The sequence below is a fragment of the Aeromonas sp. 603757 genome (assembly GCF_049171255.1).
In the GTDB taxonomy this organism is placed as follows: domain Bacteria; phylum Pseudomonadota; class Gammaproteobacteria; order Enterobacterales; family Aeromonadaceae; genus Aeromonas; species Aeromonas veronii_A.
In genome coordinates this window covers 40306-57534 of the sequence record NZ_JAAKOE010000008.1, presented here as the reverse complement: position 1 = coordinate 57534, position 17229 = coordinate 40306, and the positions used below count along the sequence as shown (strand labels likewise).

The 17229-nt window shown below is 59.7% G+C and carries 14 protein-coding genes; 6 read left to right on the top strand and 8 right to left on the bottom strand.

Going from position 1 to position 17229, the window contains the following annotated elements; all coding sequences use genetic code 11:
• Positions 1-29 precede the first annotated feature (29 nt).
• From G5332_RS09740 to G5332_RS09720, 5 genes are all read right to left on the bottom strand, one after another.
• Positions 30-869: a PfkB family carbohydrate kinase gene (locus G5332_RS09740; RefSeq protein ID WP_216979891.1), complete on the bottom strand. Its 840-nt coding sequence runs from the start codon at positions 867-869 to the stop codon at positions 30-32.
• A 106-nt stretch (positions 870-975) separates the two neighbouring features.
• Positions 976-1947, bottom strand: a complete 972-nt coding sequence (locus tag G5332_RS09735; protein WP_033114758.1) for a LysR substrate-binding domain-containing protein — start codon at positions 1945-1947, stop codon at positions 976-978.
• 155 nt (positions 1948-2102) lie between these two features.
• Complete coding sequence (locus tag G5332_RS09730) at positions 2103-2831, bottom strand: glutamine amidotransferase-related protein (protein ID WP_216952309.1); 729 nt, start codon at positions 2829-2831, stop codon at positions 2103-2105.
• A gap of 83 nt (positions 2832-2914) precedes the next feature.
• Complete coding sequence (locus G5332_RS09725; RefSeq protein ID WP_268011089.1) at positions 2915-4411, bottom strand: CoA-acylating methylmalonate-semialdehyde dehydrogenase; 1497 nt, start codon at positions 4409-4411, stop codon at positions 2915-2917.
• Positions 4412-4492: 81 nt separating this feature from the next.
• Positions 4493-5824 (bottom strand): aspartate aminotransferase family protein, encoded by a 1332-nt coding sequence (locus tag G5332_RS09720; protein WP_421172642.1) that lies wholly within the window; start codon positions 5822-5824, stop codon positions 4493-4495.
• Between the two features lie 186 nt (positions 5825-6010).
• On the opposite strand from G5332_RS09720, the gene G5332_RS09715 reads away from it, so the two are divergent.
• From G5332_RS09715 to G5332_RS09695, 5 genes are all read left to right on the top strand, one after another.
• Positions 6011-6553, top strand: coding sequence for a cupin domain-containing protein (locus G5332_RS09715; RefSeq protein WP_042012327.1), 543 nt, complete (start codon positions 6011-6013; stop codon positions 6551-6553).
• 125 nt (positions 6554-6678) lie between these two features.
• A complete protein-coding gene (locus G5332_RS09710; RefSeq protein WP_421249608.1) occupies positions 6679-8175 on the top strand; it encodes an aldehyde dehydrogenase in 1497 nt (498 codons plus the stop codon).
• A 125-nt stretch (positions 8176-8300) separates the two neighbouring features.
• Positions 8301-8471 carry a hypothetical protein gene (locus G5332_RS09705; RefSeq protein ID WP_005341999.1) on the top strand — a complete coding sequence of 57 codons (171 nt, stop codon included), beginning with the start codon at positions 8301-8303 and terminating at the stop codon, positions 8469-8471.
• Between the two features lie 125 nt (positions 8472-8596).
• Entirely contained in the window at positions 8597-9520 is a 924-nt protein-coding gene (gene rarD, locus G5332_RS09700; RefSeq protein WP_421172644.1) for an EamA family transporter RarD, read from the top strand.
• A gap of 129 nt (positions 9521-9649) precedes the next feature.
• The gene (locus G5332_RS09695) at positions 9650-10759 is read left to right on the top strand and encodes a YeeE/YedE thiosulfate transporter family protein (protein ID WP_421249609.1); all 1110 of its coding nucleotides are present in this window, start codon (positions 9650-9652) and stop codon (positions 10757-10759) included.
• A gap of 129 nt (positions 10760-10888) precedes the next feature.
• On the opposite strand, the gene mgtA is transcribed toward G5332_RS09695, so the two are convergent.
• The 3 genes from mgtA to G5332_RS09680 form a co-directional block, all read right to left on the bottom strand.
• Complete coding sequence (gene mgtA, locus G5332_RS09690; RefSeq protein ID WP_421311236.1) at positions 10889-13651, bottom strand: magnesium-translocating P-type ATPase; 2763 nt, start codon at positions 13649-13651, stop codon at positions 10889-10891.
• A 1221-nt stretch (positions 13652-14872) separates the two neighbouring features.
• Complete coding sequence (gene ompA, locus G5332_RS09685) at positions 14873-15967, bottom strand: porin OmpA (protein ID WP_421249611.1); 1095 nt, start codon at positions 15965-15967, stop codon at positions 14873-14875.
• Between the two features lie 125 nt (positions 15968-16092).
• Positions 16093-16659 carry a TetR/AcrR family transcriptional regulator gene (locus G5332_RS09680; protein ID WP_040067639.1) on the bottom strand — a complete coding sequence of 189 codons (567 nt, stop codon included), beginning with the start codon at positions 16657-16659 and terminating at the stop codon, positions 16093-16095.
• A 76-nt stretch (positions 16660-16735) separates the two neighbouring features.
• On the opposite strand from G5332_RS09680, the gene G5332_RS09675 reads away from it, so the two are divergent.
• On the top strand, positions 16736-17188 hold the full coding sequence (locus tag G5332_RS09675) for an HPP family protein (protein WP_227342965.1): 453 nt from the start codon (positions 16736-16738) through the stop codon (positions 17186-17188).
• Positions 17189-17229 lie beyond the last annotated feature (41 nt).

Genomic DNA, 17229 nt, shown 5'->3' with positions numbered 1-17229 from the left:
CTCCCTTCGAACAGTGAATAAACGGGGCGTCAGTGCGGCTGTTTCAGCCAGTTTTTCAGCGCGACCGATGGGATGGAGCTCTCGGAGGCGACGGCAAACGCCCCCCAGTCCACCGCGCACTGTAGCGCATCCTTGATCGCCATGCCGCGCGCCAGGCCATGGATCAATCCGCCAGCGAAAGCATCCCCTGCTCCCGTGGTATCGACCACCGAGACTGGCCGCGCGGCGACCCTAATCTGCTCGTCGCCATGGATGGCCACCGCCCCCGCCTTCCCTTCGGTCAACACAAGCCATTCAAGCTGCTCACCCGCCAACTGGCGGGCATGTTGCCAGGGGTCACTTACCTCGCCGAGATCGGAGCGGGAGGCCACCAGCACATGGCAGGGACGGCGCGCTTGGCCGCCCTTGGGATACTGGGCCAACACAAAGCTCTTGCCGAGCATCTGGCGCATATAACTGATGATGGCGGTGCCGGGATAGTTCACGTAGAGGCAGTCGATCCCCTCCTGTGGCAGATCACCGGGCAGATCGGGACGACGGGGACGGCGAAGTATGGTGCGCTCGCCGGTGGAGTCCACCAGGATCAGCAACTCGCCGGTCTCGCCGCCAAAGCGCTCCACATGGCTGCAATCCAGCCCGTAACCGGCCGCCTGCTCCAGCAGCCAGTCGCCGGTCTCGTCCAGCCCGATGCGTGAGGCAATGGTCACCTCGTGACCCGCCCACACCAGCCCGATGCCGGTATTGGCGGCACCACCTCCCAGCCTGCGTCCCTGATCCACGTATTGCAGCCGGGCCCCCGCCACCAGCGGTTCGGAGAGGGAGAGCACATGATCACAGTTGAGATTGGCAAGCAGCAGAATACGTGACATAGAGACCTCGGACGATGGAGATAGCCCAAAAGAGACAGGCTGAACCCCGAGTAGAGCCCAGCCTGACTGAAGAGACAACCGTAAGCGATCGGTAATCCGATCGGGATCAATAGATGGGCAGTTCCACCCCGGCCAGCAGCTCGTCGATGCGCGCCTGGGTCGGTTGTTGCATCACGCTCTGGATCACCTCCTTGGTGAGGTGAGGCGAGAAAGAGCTGATGAAGTCATACATGTAGTTCTGCAGCAGAATGCTCTTGCTGAAGCAGATTTGGGCCGGACAGGGCTTGAACAGGTGCTCCAGATTGATGGAGACCAGCCCGGGGCTGTCGGTGTCGTTGGCCACCAGCGAGGAGATGATGCCGATGCCAAAGCCCAGCTCCACATAGCGCTTGATCACTCCGGCATCCATTACCGTCATGTAGTAGCTCGGGGTCAGCCCCGCCGCCTGAAACACCTCATCCTGCACCTGCCGACCGGTGGCACCGCTCTCGTAACTGAGGATGGGGTAGTGGCAGAGCTGCTCCAGGGTCGGCTTCTTCACCTTGGCCAGCGGGTGATCCTGCGGCACCACCAGCGAGAGGGTCCAGAGGTAGGCGGGCAGCGCGATCAGCTCCTTGTCGAAGCCAATTTCGTGGGCAACGATGGAAAAATCGGAGTAACCCTTGCTGATCTGCTCCTTGCTCGCCGACATCACCGGATGGAGGTGGAACGAGATTTTGGGGTACTTCTTGGTGAAGTAGGTAACCGACTTGGGCAGCAGATAGCGGGCGATAGTGTGGGTAGTGTGAATGTTGAGGGTGCCCACGGTCGGATCCAGATACTCACGGGAGATCGCCTTTATCTTGCTCTCGATGTTGAGCATCGCCTCGGCACACTTGATGATCTCCTCGCCCACCGGGGTGATGCGGTGCAGATGCTTGCCACGGCGCTCGAAGATCCGCACTCCCAGCTCGCTCTCCAGCAGGCCGATCTGCTTGCTGACCCCGGGCTGGCTGGTATAGAGCGCATCGGACGCCACCGAGACGTTGAGGTTGTGGTCCCGGATCGCGATCAAGTACTTCAATTGCTGTAGTTTCAAGGCTTCACCCTCTCAAGCTGGTGCGGCGATCACGCCAGACAAACAGGCCGCCACAAAGGGCGGCCAGTGTATCATCCGATCCCGACATCGCAGCGCTTGATCCTTCATTTTGCTACAAAATCTAGCACCCGAAGGGGGTCGCTGACAAACCGGGCTCAGGCTGCGCCGGCCCGCAGCGGCAGGATCCCCAAAAACTGCAGCAACCACTGCATCATGGTGGTCGAATCCACCTCTCCCTCCAGCGAGGAGAGGCTGCTCTGGTAACGCTCGTCGGGTAACAGGCCTCGGCGCCGCTCGATCAGCGCCCGGTTGTACTCCACCGAAAATTCCGGATGTCCCTGAATGGCAACTATGTTGTTCCCCTGCAGGAACATGAAGTTGGGGCAAAAATCGTTGCCCGCCAGCCGGGTCGCTCCGGGGGGCAGCAGGGCCACCTGATCCTGATGACTGGCCAGAATACGGATCTGATCACGAGACGGCGCCATCCAGGGCTCATCAGCCAACATGGGGTGCACCGACACTCCCAGCCCCCACCCCTTGGTAGACTTCACCACCTCGCCCCCCAGCGCCTGGGCGATCACCTGATGACCAAAACAAATCCCGGCCAGCTTGACGTCGGCATCATGGGCCCGACGGATCCAGCCACGCAACGCCTTGATCCAAGGGATATCGCTATAGGCATCGTGGCGCGAGCCGGTGATGAGCCAGGCATCGCACTCGTGCAGATCCTCCGGCAGCTCCCCATCGATGGCTGACCAGACCCGAAACTCCAGCTCGGGTGCCAGCGGCTGAAACCCCCTGATAAACATCTCGGAGTAGACGGGGCCAAAACGATCCGCCAGATCGGGATCCAGCCGGTCACAATCGAGAATTCCCAATCGCATCTGTTGTTCCTTTACAGAGTTCGCCCCCGCCAATCATCGACCGGCGGGGGCAAGAGGTTAGGCCATGAGCACGTGCCAGCACGTCACTTCATGGTCGGCATGGAGAACTCGGCACCACTGCGCAGGCTCTGGGGCCAGCGCGCCGTCACCGTCTTCATCCGGGTATAAAAGCGAACCCCGTCCGGCCCGTGCATGTTGAGCGGCCCGAAGATGGAGCGCTTCCAGCCGCCAAAGCTGTGAAACGCCATCGGCACCGGAATGGGAACGTTCACCCCTACCATACCGACCTGTACCCGCGCCGTGAAGTCCCGCGCGGTGTCGCCGTCGCAGGTAAAGATGGCGGTGCCATTGCCGTACTCATGTTCATTGATGAGTCGCAGCGCCGTCTCGTAATCCGGTACCCGCACGATGGAGAGCACAGGGCCGAAGATCTCCTCGCGATAGATGCGCATCTCTGGCGTCACCTGGTCAAACAGGCAGCCACCGATGAAGTAACCCTCGTCGTGGCTCAGCGTGCGACCATCGACCCGCAGCGTGGCCCCTTCGGCCACCCCCTGATCCACATAGCCGCGCACCTTGGCCAGATGCTCCTTGCTGATGAGCGGCCCCATTTCGTTCTCCGGGCTCTGGCCCAGCCCCGGGCCGACCCGCAGTTTTTCCACCAGCGGCGTCAGCTTGGCCACCAACGCATCAGCGGTCTCGTCCCCCACCACCACGGCCACCGAAATAGCCATGCAGCGCTCACCCGCCGCCCCATAAGCAGCCCCCATCAGGGCGGAGACCGCCTGATCGAGGTCCGCATCCGGCATCACCACCATGTGGTTCTTGGCGCCGCCCAGCGCCTGTACCCGTTTGCCGTGGGCCGAGGCGGTGGCATAGATGTACTGGGCGATGGGGGTGGAACCGACAAACGACACGGCACCCACTCGCGGGTCGGTCAGCAGCACATCCACCACCTCCTTGTCACCGTTCACCACGTTGAGCACGCCGTCCGGCAGACCGGCCTCCTTGAGCAGCTCGGCCATCCGCAACGAGAGGGAGGGATCCTTCTCGGAGGGTTTGAGAATAAAGGTATTGCCGCAGGCGATGGCGACCGGGAACATCCAGAGCGGCACCATGGCCGGGAAGTTGAACGGGGTAATACCGGCGCAAACCCCCACCGGCTGCATCATGGAGTAGCTGTCTACCCCACGGCCGACGTTGAGGGAGTGCTCCCCCTTGAGCAGATGGGGAATGCCGCAGGCAAACTCCACTACCTCCAGCCCGCGGGTCAGCTCACCCTGCGCATCGGAGAAGACTTTGCCGTGCTCGCGGCTGATGAGCTCGGCCAGCTCGTCCCTGTGCTGCTCCATCAACTCTTTGAAGCGGAAAAAGACCCGGGCCCGCACCAGCGGCGGGGTTTGCGACCAGTCGGCAAAGGCACGCTCGGCGATGGCGATCGCCTCCTGACACTCGGCGGCGCTGGAAAGCCCGACGCTCCCCTGCTGCTTGCCGCAGGCTGGGTTGAAGATGGCGCCCTGGCGCTCGCTACGACTCTCCTGCGGCTGGCCGTTGATGAAGTTGCTGACCCTGTATGTCATGTATCCTCCGTGATAATTGATGTGGTGATTGCGCTGAACAAGACAACGCAAGGCCCCGCCAGCGCGGGGCCATCAAATGGGTTAGGGTTGTGCCTGCAGGGCATCCTGCAGCAGGGTGAAGAGATCATCGATCTGGCTGCGCTCGATGATGAGGGGTGGCGACAGGGCGATGATGTCGCCGGTCACCCTGATCAGCGCCCCCTTCTCGAAGCAGCGGACAAACACCTCATAGGCGCGCTTGCCCGGCGCATCCGGCATGGATTCAAGTTCGATACCGGCCACCAGCCCGTAGTTGCGCACATCCTTCACATGCTTGCAGCCCTTCAGCGAATGGGCCGCCTCCTCCCAGTAGCCCGCCAGATCCGCGGCGCGGCTAAGCAGGTTCTCGCTGCGATAGATCTCGAGGGTCGCCAGACCCGCAGCAGCAGCCACCGGATGACCGGAATAGGTGTAGCCGTGGAACAGCTCGATAGCCCCCTTACCTGCCGCCATCATGTCGTCATAAATATGCTTTTGCACCAGCACAGCTCCCATGGGGATAGCGCCGTTGGTGAGCCCCTTGGCGCAGGTGATCATGTCGGGGATGACATCGAACTCCTGCGCGGCGAAGGGAGAGCCAAGGCGACCGAAACCGGTGATCACCTCGTCAAAAATCAGCAGGATGCCGTGTTTGGTGCAGATCTCCCGCAGCCGCTTGAGGTAGCCTTTGGGCGGCATCAGCACGCCGGTACTGCCGGCGATGGGTTCGACGATCACCGCCGCTATGTTGCTGGCATCGTGCAGAAAAACGATCTTCTCCAGCTCGTCGGCCAGCGCCACATCCTCCTCAGGCAACCCTTTGGTGAAGGCATTTTTGGCGATGTTGAGGGTATGGGGCAAATGATCCACCCCGGTCAGCAGGGAGCCAAACCACTTGCGATTGCCAGGAATGCCCCCCACCGAGATGCCGCCAAAGCCAACCCCGTGATAACCCCGCTCGCGACCAATCAGCCGGGTGCGGGTGCCCTGACCGCGAGCCCGCTGCCAGGCCAGTGCGATTTTGAGCGCGGTATCAACCGACTCTGAGCCGGAGTTGGTATAGAAGACATGGCCAAAGCCCTGGGGAGCGATCTCCACCAGCCGGTTGGCCAGCTCGAACGGCAACGGGTGGCCCATCTGGAAAGTGGGGGCGAAATCGAGGTGGGAAATCTGCTGGGAGACCGCCTCGGCAATCTCGCGCCGACCATGGCCCGCGTTGCAACACCAGAGTCCGGCAGTGCCATCCAGTATCTTGCGGCCATCCTCTGAGTGATAATACATCCCCTCCGCCGACTTCAGGATGCGCGGCGCCGCCTTGAACTGCTGGTTGGCGGTGAACGGCATCCAGAAGGCGGACATGTCGGAGGGAGTATTGATGTCGCTGATCGGTTTCATGGTCACCTCATCCTTAAGGTGTTTAGCAACTATTGGCCATTGCCTATTAAATTAAACACCTGAATCCATAAAAAAGGGCTCATTATCGCCCTGTCTGATGCCACCCCTAGCTAGATGACTCTACAGGGTGGTATAAGATATTTAACACAAATTTAATAATAGTAAACAGTCAAGGAGTGTCTATCGATGGATATCGGTCACCGTCTCAAGGCGGTTCGCACCAAGGCGGCCCTCTCCCAGCGCGAGCTGGCCAAACGCTCGGGCGTGACCAACGGATTCATCTCCCAGATCGAAAAGAATCAGGTGAGCCCGTCAGTTGCCTCCCTGCGCAAGGTGCTGGAAGGGATCCCCATGTCACTGGCCAGCTTCTTTACTGACGAGACCGAAATGGACTCCGAAGTGATCTTTCGCGCCGCCGATATGCCGGATCTCGGCACTCACCCCATTAGCTACCGGCTGGTGGGCCACAGCCGTGCCAACCGTGCCATCGGCATGTTGCAGGAGGTGCTGCCACCGGGCGCCGACACTGGCGACGACATGCTGAGCCACGAGGGTGAAGAGTGCGGCATCGTCATCAAGGGCGAGGTTGAAGTGACCGTGGGTGAGCAGATCTACCTGCTGACACCGGGGGACGGCTACTACTTCGACAGCCGCACTCCTCACCGTTTTCGCAATGTGGGCGAGCAGGAGTGCGTATTGATTTCGGCCAATACCCCCGCCAGTTTCTAACAGGGTGATAAGGGACCAGCCAGCCGCCAATGTTTAATGAATTGTTACAAAATGGATTTACAAGTGGCAGGATGTTTAGCATATTGATACGCGGACAATGACTTTTGCCGGTTCAAGGAGTGAACATGAGTGACCTGACCCTGGCCCAGTGGCAACACAAGGCCGCCCATCTGACCCTGCCCTCACAAGCCTTTATCAACGGTAGCTATCGGGATGCCGTCAATGGTGCCACCTTCGACTGTATCAACCCGGCCAACGGCAAGCTGCTGACCAAGGTAGCAGCCTGCGATGCCGCCGATGCCGAGCTGGCGGTACAGGCCGCGCGTGATGCCTTCAACGACAAGCGCTGGAGCGGCCTGCCGCCGAAACAGCGCAAGCTGATCATGCAGCGCTTCGCCGAACTGATGCGTCTCAACAAGGTGGAGCTGGCACTGCTGGAGTCGCTGGACATGGGCAAACCCATCGGCGATGCCATGGGCTACGATGCCCCTGCCGCCGCCAACTGCATCGCCTGGAACGCCGAAGCGATCGACAAGATCTACGATCAAGTCGCGCCGGTCGAGGAATCCGCCCTGGCGCTGGTGACCCGGGAACCGCTCGGGGTCGTTGCCGCCATAGTACCGTGGAACTTCCCGCTGGTGATGGCCTGCTGGAAGCTGGGCCCAGCGCTCGCTACCGGCAACTCGGTCATTCTCAAGCCTTCCGAGAAATCCCCCCTGACCGCCCTGCGTATCGCCGGCCTGGCCAAGGAAGCGGGCATTCCGGACGGTGTGTTCAACGTGCTGCCGGGCTTTGGCCACATCGTGGGCGAGGCGCTGGCCATGCATATGGATGTGGACTGCATCACCTTCACCGGCTCCACCAAGATCGGTAAACATCTGGTGGAGTGCTCCGGCAAGTCCAACCTCAAGCGCGCCTTTATGGAGTGCGGCGGCAAGAGCCCCAACATCATACTGGCGGATGCGCCGGATCTGGACGCTGCGGCCAAGAGCGCCGCTGGCGCCATCTTCTACAACCAGGGCGAGGTGTGTACTGCCGCCTCTCGCCTGCTGGTGCAAAACAGCATCAAACCGCAATTTATGGAGCGACTGCTGGCCCATGCCCGCGAGTGGATCTCGGCCAACCCGCTCGACCCTGCGACCCGCATCGGCGCCATGGTGGATCACATCCAGATGGAGCAGGTGCTGCACTATATCGAGATTGGCAAGCAGGAGGGGGCCAAGCTGCTGCTGGGGGGCAACCGCACCAATATGGAGAGTGGCGGCTTCTATATCGAACCCACCATCTTCGACGACGTGACCCCGCAGATGCGCATCTTCCGCGAGGAGATCTTCGGCCCTGTGCTGGCGGTGACCGGCTTCGATACGCTGGAGGAGGCCATTGCGCTGGGCAACGACACCGACTATGGGCTGGCGGCGGCGATCTGGACGGCGGATCTCAACAAGGCGGTGAAAGGTTCCCGCGCCCTGCGCGCCGGTACCGTGTTCGTCAACAACTGGGACGGCGGTGACATGACCATGCCGTTTGGCGGCTTCAAACAGTCCGGTAACGGTCGCGACAAGTCACTTCATGCGCTGGAGAAGTACACCGAGCTGAAAAGCACCTGGATTCAGCTGGAATAACACGACAAGCAGCACTATCGGATCAAAAAGGGGGAGAAATCCCCCTTTTGCATTTTTGGCCTTCCATCACCGGGCTCAATCCTTATAATGATAAAAAAGCCAACATGTTAAATATAAAGACAAAAATGCTATTTTTTCTGGGAAGCGTACTTTTTCTGGTGATCGGTTTGCCCCTGCTGTTCTTCGTGCTGGGGCACGGCGAGGCCTACGTGACCTGGGGCCCCTGGATCTCAGCCATCGCCCTGATGTTGTGGCTGTTGATGGACGTCGACAAGATCCGCCGCGGTAAAGGTTGACCTGCCAGCCACACTCCTCCTATCCCTCAAACTTCGTTTATTCGCTTCTTTCCCCGCAAAAGGATCGCTACACTGATTTTTTGCGATGTTTTCCCGCATCCAACGCTTCAGTAAAGGTCATCCGCATGCCGCAACAGATCCAGCGTCAGGGCGTCATCTACGCCCTGTGCGCCTATACCCTTTGGGGCATAGCCCCCATCTATTTCAAGACCATCTCTGCCGTTCCGGCCGCCGAGATCCTGACCCACCGGATGATCTGGTCCTGCGTGCTGCTGATGGTACTCACCCTGGCAGGGCGCCAGTGGCACAAGGTGCAGGCGGTGCTGCGCCAGCCAAAAGTGTTGCTCACCCTGGCGTTTACCTCGGTTACCGTCGGCGGCAACTGGCTGCTGTTCATCTGGGCCATCAACAACGGCCATATGCTGGATGCCAGCCTCGGCTACTACATCAACCCGCTGTTCAACGTACTGTTGGGAATGGTGTTTCTGAGCGAGAAACTGCGCCGCCTGCAGTGGTGGGCGGTGGCGCTGGCCTTTGCCGGCGTGGCCATCCAGCTTATCGCCTTTGGCTCCTTGCCCTGGATTGCGCTGGTGCTGGCATCGAGTTTTGCCATCTATGGACTGGTGCGCAAAAAACTGGCACTCGATGCTCTCACCGGTCTGCTGATCGAAACCATGATCATGCTGCCGCCTGCGGCCATCTATCTGTGGGGCTTTGCCGACAGCCCCACCAGCCATCTCACCCAGAACGACTGGCACCTCAACCTGCTGCTGATCGCCGCAGGCGCCGTCACCACGGCCCCCCTGCTCTGCTTCACCGCCGCCGCGACACGGCTCAAGCTCTCCACCCTGGGCTTCTTCCAGTACATAGGCCCCAGCCTGATGTTCATCCTCGCTGTCACTCTCTACGGCGAGGAGCTGGCAATGGACAAGGCTCTTACTTTCGCCTGTATCTGGAGCGCGCTGCTGATCTTCACGCTGGATGGGCTGCGCAACGGCAAGCGTCCTGCTGCAACGAGCAATATAAAGCCTTCAAAATCAAATCAGTAGCTAACAAAGTCATCAGAAGCGATATGCCATTTTCTCGCCCCCTGACCTGTTAAACCGGTAGCCTTGGACTCAATGTGGGAATAGGATCCGCACTCCCTATTCTCCATCCAGCTATAAGGAATTACAGCTATGACTCGAAAATGGTCGCTCCCCATCGTGGCAATCGCGGGGGGAGCGTTACTCTGGCTTGGCAACACCTTTGGTATGAAATGGGCTCTGATGGCCCTGATCGGATTCGGCTTCGGCTTCACCCTCTCCTTCAGCCGCTTCGGCATCGTCTTCGGTTGGCGCGAGATGCTGACCAAGCGCAACAGTTACTATGTGCGGGTTCACCTGCTCACCATCGCCATCGAAATTCTGCTGTTCACCACCTTCCTCTCCTTTAGCCACGCCCTGTTTGGCGATGCCATGGTGGGTAACGTGATGGCTATCGGCATTCCCTTCATCGTCGGTGCCTTCCTGTTCGGCATCGGCATGCAGCTGGCAGGCGTCTGTGCCACCGGCACTCTTTATTGCTGCGGCGAGGGACAACCCCGCTTCTGGCTGGTGCTGATCTGCTACGGCATCGGCACCCTCATCAGCAACCAGTTCCGCCCCGAACTGGAGGCCACCTTCTCCAGCCATGTGGTGCTGGCCAAGGATTTGACCGGCAATATCTGGAGCGGCATGCTGCTCAACCTGGCGCTGGTCGCCATGCTGTTCCTGCTGTTTCGCAAGAGCGAACTCAAGCGTACCGGCGAACTCAAGCCCCTCTTCAGCGGCGGCAATCTGTTCTGGCGCGATGGCCGCTTCACCGTGCTGACCGGCGGCATCATCATCGCCATACTCAACTCTATTGTCGTCGCCCTGCACGGCTCGGCCTGGACCATCACCGGCGCCGTCTATGACATGGCGCTGCGCGGCGCCTCTCTGTTCGGCCTGTTCGAGGGCAACCCCAAGCTGGCCCAGCCGCTCTTCATCAACCCCATGGTCGGCATGTTCTGGCTCGGCATTCTGGGGGCCATGCTGGCGCGCTGCATCAGCGGTGGTGGCAACTTCGCCCCGATGCGGATCGGCAACAGTCTGGCCTCCATCCTCGGCGGCCTGCTGATGGGGATGGGCGCCATGTACAGCGCCTGCAACCTCGGCGGCTTCTTTGATGGCACCGCCTCCGGCAGCCTGCACGGCTGGGTCTGGATGCTGATGGCCCTCGCCGGCAGCCTGATCGGCATCCGCCTGCGCCCGCTGTTCAAGCTCTAAGCCACAGGCCGGTACTCGCCAACAAGGGAGTCGGGTCACACCAAATAAAGAGAGCCAGTCCGCTTGCGCGGGCTGGCTCTCTTTTTTCTGTCGCGCCGGGATCACACCGGCCCGTCAGCTAGCACGTCATCAGAACCACTGGCCGTGGCGCTTGATGTAGATGCTCTTGACGGTCTGGGTCAGCCCCATGTAGGCCAGCATGGTGATCACCAGCCACATGAAGTACTTGGGCCCATCCAGCGTGATGAAGCCGAAGTGCTCAGCCACAGGCGAGAAGGGCAGGTAACAGCCGATAGCAATGGCGATCGAGGTGGAGAGCAGCACCGGCAGGGTAGCGGTACTCTGCAGGAACGGGATCTTGCGGGTACGCAGCATATGTACCACCAGCGTCTGCGACACCAGCCCCTCGATAAACCAGCCGGAGTTCATGATGGCCTGACCGTTGACCAGCGGATCCATGCTGCCGTTGGCGGTGGCATAGAGGGCACCGGCACCGAACACGAACCACATCAGGCAGTAGGTGCTGATATCGAACACCGACGAGGTCGGGCCAAGCCAGAGCATGAAGCGCTTGATGTTGCTCGCCTCCCACTTGCGCGGCCGCTTGAGAAACTCGGGGTCCATCTTGTCCCACGGCAGCAGCATCTGGGAGACGTCATACACCAGATTCTGGATCAGCATCTGCATCGCCAGCATGGGTGCCCAGGGCAACCAGGCGGAGGCGACCAGCACCGAAAAGACGTTGCCGAAGTTGGAGCTGGCGGTCATGTTGAGGTACTTGAGAATGTTGCCAAAGGTCTCGCGCCCCTTGATCACCCCCTCCTCCAGCACCATCAGACTCTTCTCCAGCAGGATGATGTCGGCAGTCTCCTTGGCAATGTCGGCACCGCTATCCACCGAGATCCCCACGTCCGCATCCCGCAGCGCCGGCGCGTCATTGATGCCGTCACCGAGGAAACCGACGGTATTGCCGTTGGCCTGCAGCGCCTTCACTACCCGCGACTTCTGCAACGGGGTGAGCTTGGCGAAGATGGTGGTCTGTTTGACCGCTTCGCACAGCGCCACGTCGTCCATCCCTTCGATATCCTTGCCGAGCAGCGGCACGCCGGGCTCCAGCCCCACATCGCGACACACCTTGCTGGTGATGATGGGGTTGTCACCGGTCAGCACCTTGACCGCCACGCCATAGTCGTTCAGCGCGCGGATGGCTGGTGCAGCCGAATCCTTGGGCGGATCGAAGAAGGTGAGGAAGCCGCGCACCACCAGATTGACCTCGTCACTGGTGCGATAGCTCTGCTTGCGCTCGCCCGCCGGGATCTCGCGGGTTGCCACGATCAGCACCCGATACCCCTCGGCGTTGAACTCCTCGCTCTGGCGCAGCAGGGCAAGGCGATCGGCGTCGGTCAGATCCCGCACCTCCTGGCCATCGGCGATCTGGCTGGAGACGGCCAGCATCTCTTCCACCGCCCCCTTGGAGACCATCAGCTGCTGGCCACGCTCATCCTGTACGATCACCGACAGACGGCGGCGCACGAAGTCGAATGGCAACTCATCCACCTTGCTGTAACCAGCCGGCTTGCAGCCAGCTCCCAGCACATCGGCATGCTCGATCACCGCGATGTCCATCAGGTTCTTCATGCCGCTCTGATGATAACTGTTGAGCCAGGCCAGCTGCAGGATCCGGTCGTCCCGGTTGCCACGCACGTCGTAGTGGTGCTCGAGGATGATCTTGTCCTGGGTCAGGGTACCTGTCTTGTCGGTGCAGAGCACGTCCATGGCACCGAAGTTCTGCACCGAGTTGAGCCGTTTGACCACCACCTTGCGCTTGGCCATGGCCACCGCCCCTCGCGCCAGGTTGGCGGAGACGATCATCGGCAGCATCTCGGGGGTGAGCCCTACCGCCACCGCCAGCGCGAAGGTGAGCGCCGACATCCAGTCACCACTGCTGATACCACTGAGCATGAAGACGATGGGCACCATCACCAGCATGAAGCGGATCAGCAGCCTGGTGACGCTGTTGACGCCGCGATCGAAACTGGTCTCGATGCGCTTGTGGCTCACCACGTTGCGGGCCAGCGAACCGAAGTAGGTGTCGCTGCCGGTGGCCACCACCACAGCCTTGGCTGTACCGCTCACCACGTTGGTGCCCATGAAGCAGATGTTGGGCTGATCGAGCAACCCCACGTCCCCTGTGCTGTTGCCGTCTGCCGACTTCTCGGCCACAGCTCCCAGAGTGTCATACTTCTCTACCGGCAGTGCTTCACCGGTCAGCACCGCCTGGCTGATGAAGAGATCGCGGGATTCAATCAGCTTGATGTCGGCGGGGATCATGTCTCCCGCCTGCAAGTGCACTATGTCTCCGGCCACCAGCTCGGTCATTGCCACCTCCTTGCGCTGGGGGGTAGCGCCCGGCGAGGGACGACGCTGTACAGTGGCAGTGTTGCGCACCAGTGACTTGAGCGCCTCGGCCGCCTTGACGGAACGGTACTCCTGCCAGAAGCGCAGCAGACCGCTCAGGCCCACCATGACACCGAGGATGATCACCTTGACCCAGTCCTCATCACCCGGCTCGGCCATCAGCACGTCCATCACGTAACTGACCAGCCCAAGCACCATCAAGACCATCACAAACGGGTTTTTGAACGCCTGCAGCAGCTGGATCAATGGATGGGGCGGCTTGTCGTGGGTCACCTCGTTGGGGCCAAACTGGACCAGACGGTTGGCCGCCTCGGTCGCGGTCAGGCCGTCGATATTGCCGCGCACGGCAGTGAGGGTGTATTCGAGGGACTTGTCGGCCTCGTCGAGCACCCGGGAGGAGAGCTTCTCATTGGCACGGCCCGGGGCGACGAACCCCTGTTGCTTGTGCCGGCTGGCAGTATGTTGTTGCTTCATAACTTTAAATCCTGATTTTCGCTTGCAGAAGGGCCCTGTCGCGGGCCAGGCCAGGCGTCAGTACTGATATCGAAAGCTGTGAACCCGACTCGTTGCCGGCACGCTCAACTGGCGCGCACGGGGCGGCTCGTCAGACAAATGTCTGCCGTCGAGCTAACCTGCATGGTTGGGTCAGATCAGGGGTCAGAACACCGCATCCCGTCCCCGCAGGGGGGATCAGGAGTGGGGAGACGTGAACCCCGAGGGTCGAGGTTTGGGCTCTTCGGTCATACGATATCCTCCGAGTGGGGTGGAGAGAGGGCCGGACGAACCATGGACAGCGATACACACTGTCGTTGGCAGGCATGGCCGCGAGTCTGCATTATCAGCGGACCAATCCGGTGATCCCGCAACTAGAGCGGCATCACCCATAAAGAAAATCAGGATTACGACAGTTTGAAATAACTGGATGCGGGCAGGAAATAGTATCAGTGATATCTGGCGGGTAAGAACATCGGAGAAAACCACGCCTATAGAAATATTACAGCGCGACCCTTGCCACCGCCGAAATATATTAATCAATCACATCATTTATTTTAATGTGCAACCTGCCATATCGAAAACGAAATAGTTTTCAATATGAGATTATCCATCTTGTTATTTTACGCTTGATCCCTTCCCGACCACGGCACGGATGCATGGTTCCGACGCTGTGACGGCCCTGACGGGCAGTACCGGGATGCATGATGAAGCGTTCAATTGCAGGGGTCGCGAGGCGCGCATGGCTCGCAGATGAGCGGAACGATCCAGATTTACAACCGTAATCCCTGATGAAGGCGGGATAAAGAGGTTGTGAGAGTCGATGCTGACTCATATAGATGCTGCACTCTATGCTTGTGATTCGAGCAATCAGAGTGAGAGAGAAGATAAAATATTCGGCCTCAGCTCTGGTAAACCCGCATCGCGATTTGCAATCGGCTACAACTGTCGCAGTCCATAATATTTACCTGTCTATTGATAACACGCAGAGATTCTAACCAAAAGAATCTTCAGGCGCAAAGTTTAATTCTATTTTTTTATCCTGTAATTTCCTGGAAATATAATAACTATTCCTATTAGGAAAAGATTCGTTAACTCATGATGTTGGCAAATCAGGTCTGCACCACCATCCGATCACGCTGACCATAGAAAACGGGAGGCCTGGCCTCCCGTTCTTCTCGAATCCCATCTCTAGCCGCAGCATCACTGCGCCGGCTGGGAAACCCCTTCCAGATGGATTTCAACCCGACGATCCGGTGCCAGACAGGCAATCAGCTCCTGTTTGGAACGGCTGGCGCAGTTGTTGCCAGTAACCGGATTGGCCTTGCCACGCCCTTCGACCCGCACCTTGTCAGCATACAAGCCTTTGGCTACCAGATAGCTGGCCACGCTCTGGGCCCGCTTCTCGGAGAGGGCCAGGTTGTAGTTGTCGGAGCCGATGCGGTCGGTATAACCGACCACGGTCGCGACGCCATCCTTCGGATTGGCCGCCACAATCTGGCTGAACAGGGCATCGAGCGCCTGGCTGGCGGCAGGTTTCAGGGTCGCCTTGTTGAACTCGAACAGCACATCGGAACTAAGGCTGAAGGTCTTGGGCTCCACCACCACAGCCGGGGCAGGCTCGGCTGCCGGAGCTGGCGCCGGCACAACAACCTCACCCCCTTGCTGACCGAAACGATAGAGCATGCCGAACGAGATCAGGCCGTTATCCAGCTCGATGCCTGAGCGATCGAGAGAGGCATCTCCCAGCGGCGTAGTGTACTGGTACTCCAGACGGGCGGCCCAATCACGATCGATGGCGTACTCGGCACCCAGCGCCCCGACAAATGCGGCGCCATGCTTTTTACCGGTCTCGCTGGTATTGGCGAAGCTGATCTCGCTATCCGTCCAGGCATAGGCACCGCCCAGTCGACCATAAAGATCGAGCACATTTGTTGCCGGGAAGCTGATCTTCATGGTGGCCTGAATCATCTGGCTCTTGGCTTCGGTATTGAGGGTATTGGCACCAGTGCCCGAAGTGGTGTCGTATTTGCCAAGCCAGTCATAACCCAGCTCGAACCCCAGGTTGGGGTTGAGCTGGTAACCGGCGAACAGGCCCAGACCCAGATCATCCGTGTTCTCGCTGGTATTACCCAACGTCTGGGCAATCGACTCGGCATACTGGTTGTGGTCAACGCCATAGTAATTGGACCAACCGGCCTTGCCACCGACATACCAGGTATTGTCCTGAGCGGCGGCCTGCACGGCTCCGGCCGCCAGCAAACCACTGACCAATACGGCAAGCATGGATTTATTCATATTTTCGCCTCTGCAATAAGTCGTTATGGGCGCCTGAGTGCGCACTTTCCCTGTGTGAAGCCGTCAGGCGGCCTCTCCGCTATTCAGGGTATCCCATCCGAACGCAGCCTCAAATGACCAGCAGCTCAGGAGTGTGAAGCTGCCTGCATTATCGCGGTATCGTCGGTCAAAATGGTCTTTGCCAGCATTCTGGCCTGCTCCAGCGCCAGTGGCTGCTGATAGCTGTGAGCCATCACGATCGCCCCCTCCAGCAACAGGCAAAGCTCGGTGGCCTGTGCCAGAGAACAGTTGAGCTGGTTTATCACCCAGCCCAGTAACGCCTGCTTGTGGGCCATCACCAGCTTGCGCACCGGATGGCGCGGGTCGGCAAACTCGGCGCTGGCGTTGATAAAGTTGCAGCCATAGAAATCAGAGCGGCCAAACCACTCTGCGAAGCCGTCAAACAGCGCCTGCAGGCGAGCTTCACGTCCACTCACACCGGCCAGCCGCTGGTCAAGCAAGGCGAAGAACTCCCGGTCACGAGCGAGCAGCACCTCCTCAATCAAGGCATCCTTGGTCGGGAAGTGGCGATAGAGGGTGCGCTTGGTACTCCCCGCCTCGGCCCAGATGCGATCTATGCCGGTGGCATGAAAGCCATGACGGTTGAACAGACGGTAGGCCGTCGCCACCAGTTGTTGACGCTTCTCACTCATGATTTGCCTCTTGAAGTACACCGATCTGTCTACCTAATGTGCCTAATCAGTTCTGGCAAACCAAGAGGAAAGCATGATGACAAAATGGTATGGCCCGTTATGGGCAGGTGTGGGCGCCGCACTCACCATCGGCATATTGGGATGGCTCAATCTGAGCTGGCATGTCGCGCTAGTCATGGCACCTTTCGGGGCCAGCTGTGTGTTGTTGTTTTCCCTGCCAGATAGTCCGCTGGCGCGCCCCAAAAACGTGCTGGGTGGACACCTGCTGACGGCCTGCGTCGGACTGGTCATCGGCCTGCTTCCCCTCCCTGCTGAAATGCAGATGGCTCTGGCAACCGGGCTGGCCATCGCCCTGATGCAGGGACTGAATATTCTTCACCCTCCGGCGGGCGCCAATCCCTTGCTGATCCTGATGACAGGACAAGAGCCAGCCTTCCTGTGGCAAACGGTGCTGCCCGGCACCCTGCTGCTGATGGCACTGGCCCATGGATTTCAATGGCTCAGACAGAAGTTCCCAATTGCAGCCTAAAAACAGAGGGAGGACAACGCCTCCCTCCTGCTTCATCGCGA

Bases quoted from the DNA above. Each gene is read 5' to 3' on its own strand.
- G5332_RS09740 (WP_216979891.1), bottom strand. From the start codon at position 869: ATGTCACGTATTCTGCTGCTTGCCAATCTCAACTGTGATCATGTGCTC.
- G5332_RS09730 (WP_216952309.1), bottom strand. From the start codon at position 2,831: ATGCGATTGGGAATTCTCGATTGTGACCGGCTGGATCCCGATCTGGCG.
- G5332_RS09725 (WP_268011089.1), bottom strand. From the start codon at position 4,411: ATGACATACAGGGTCAGCAACTTCATCAACGGCCAGCCGCAGGAGAGT.
- G5332_RS09720 (WP_421172642.1), bottom strand. From the start codon at position 5,824: ATGAAACCGATCAGCGACATCAATACTCCCTCCGACATGTCCGCCTTC.
- G5332_RS09715 (WP_042012327.1), top strand. From the start codon at position 6,011: ATGGATATCGGTCACCGTCTCAAGGCGGTTCGCACCAAGGCGGCCCTC.
- G5332_RS09710 (WP_421249608.1), top strand. From the start codon at position 6,679: ATGAGTGACCTGACCCTGGCCCAGTGGCAACACAAGGCCGCCCATCTG.
- G5332_RS09705 (WP_005341999.1), top strand. From the start codon at position 8,301: ATGCTATTTTTTCTGGGAAGCGTACTTTTTCTGGTGATCGGTTTGCCC.
- rarD (WP_421172644.1), top strand. From the start codon at position 8,597: ATGCCGCAACAGATCCAGCGTCAGGGCGTCATCTACGCCCTGTGCGCC.
- G5332_RS09695 (WP_421249609.1), top strand. From the start codon at position 9,650: ATGACTCGAAAATGGTCGCTCCCCATCGTGGCAATCGCGGGGGGAGCG.
- mgtA (WP_421311236.1), bottom strand. From the start codon at position 13,651: ATGAAGCAACAACATACTGCCAGCCGGCACAAGCAACAGGGGTTCGTC.
- ompA (WP_421249611.1), bottom strand. From the start codon at position 15,967: ATGAATAAATCCATGCTTGCCGTATTGGTCAGTGGTTTGCTGGCGGCC.
- G5332_RS09680 (WP_040067639.1), bottom strand. From the start codon at position 16,659: ATGAGTGAGAAGCGTCAACAACTGGTGGCGACGGCCTACCGTCTGTTC.
- G5332_RS09675 (WP_227342965.1), top strand. From the start codon at position 16,736: ATGACAAAATGGTATGGCCCGTTATGGGCAGGTGTGGGCGCCGCACTC.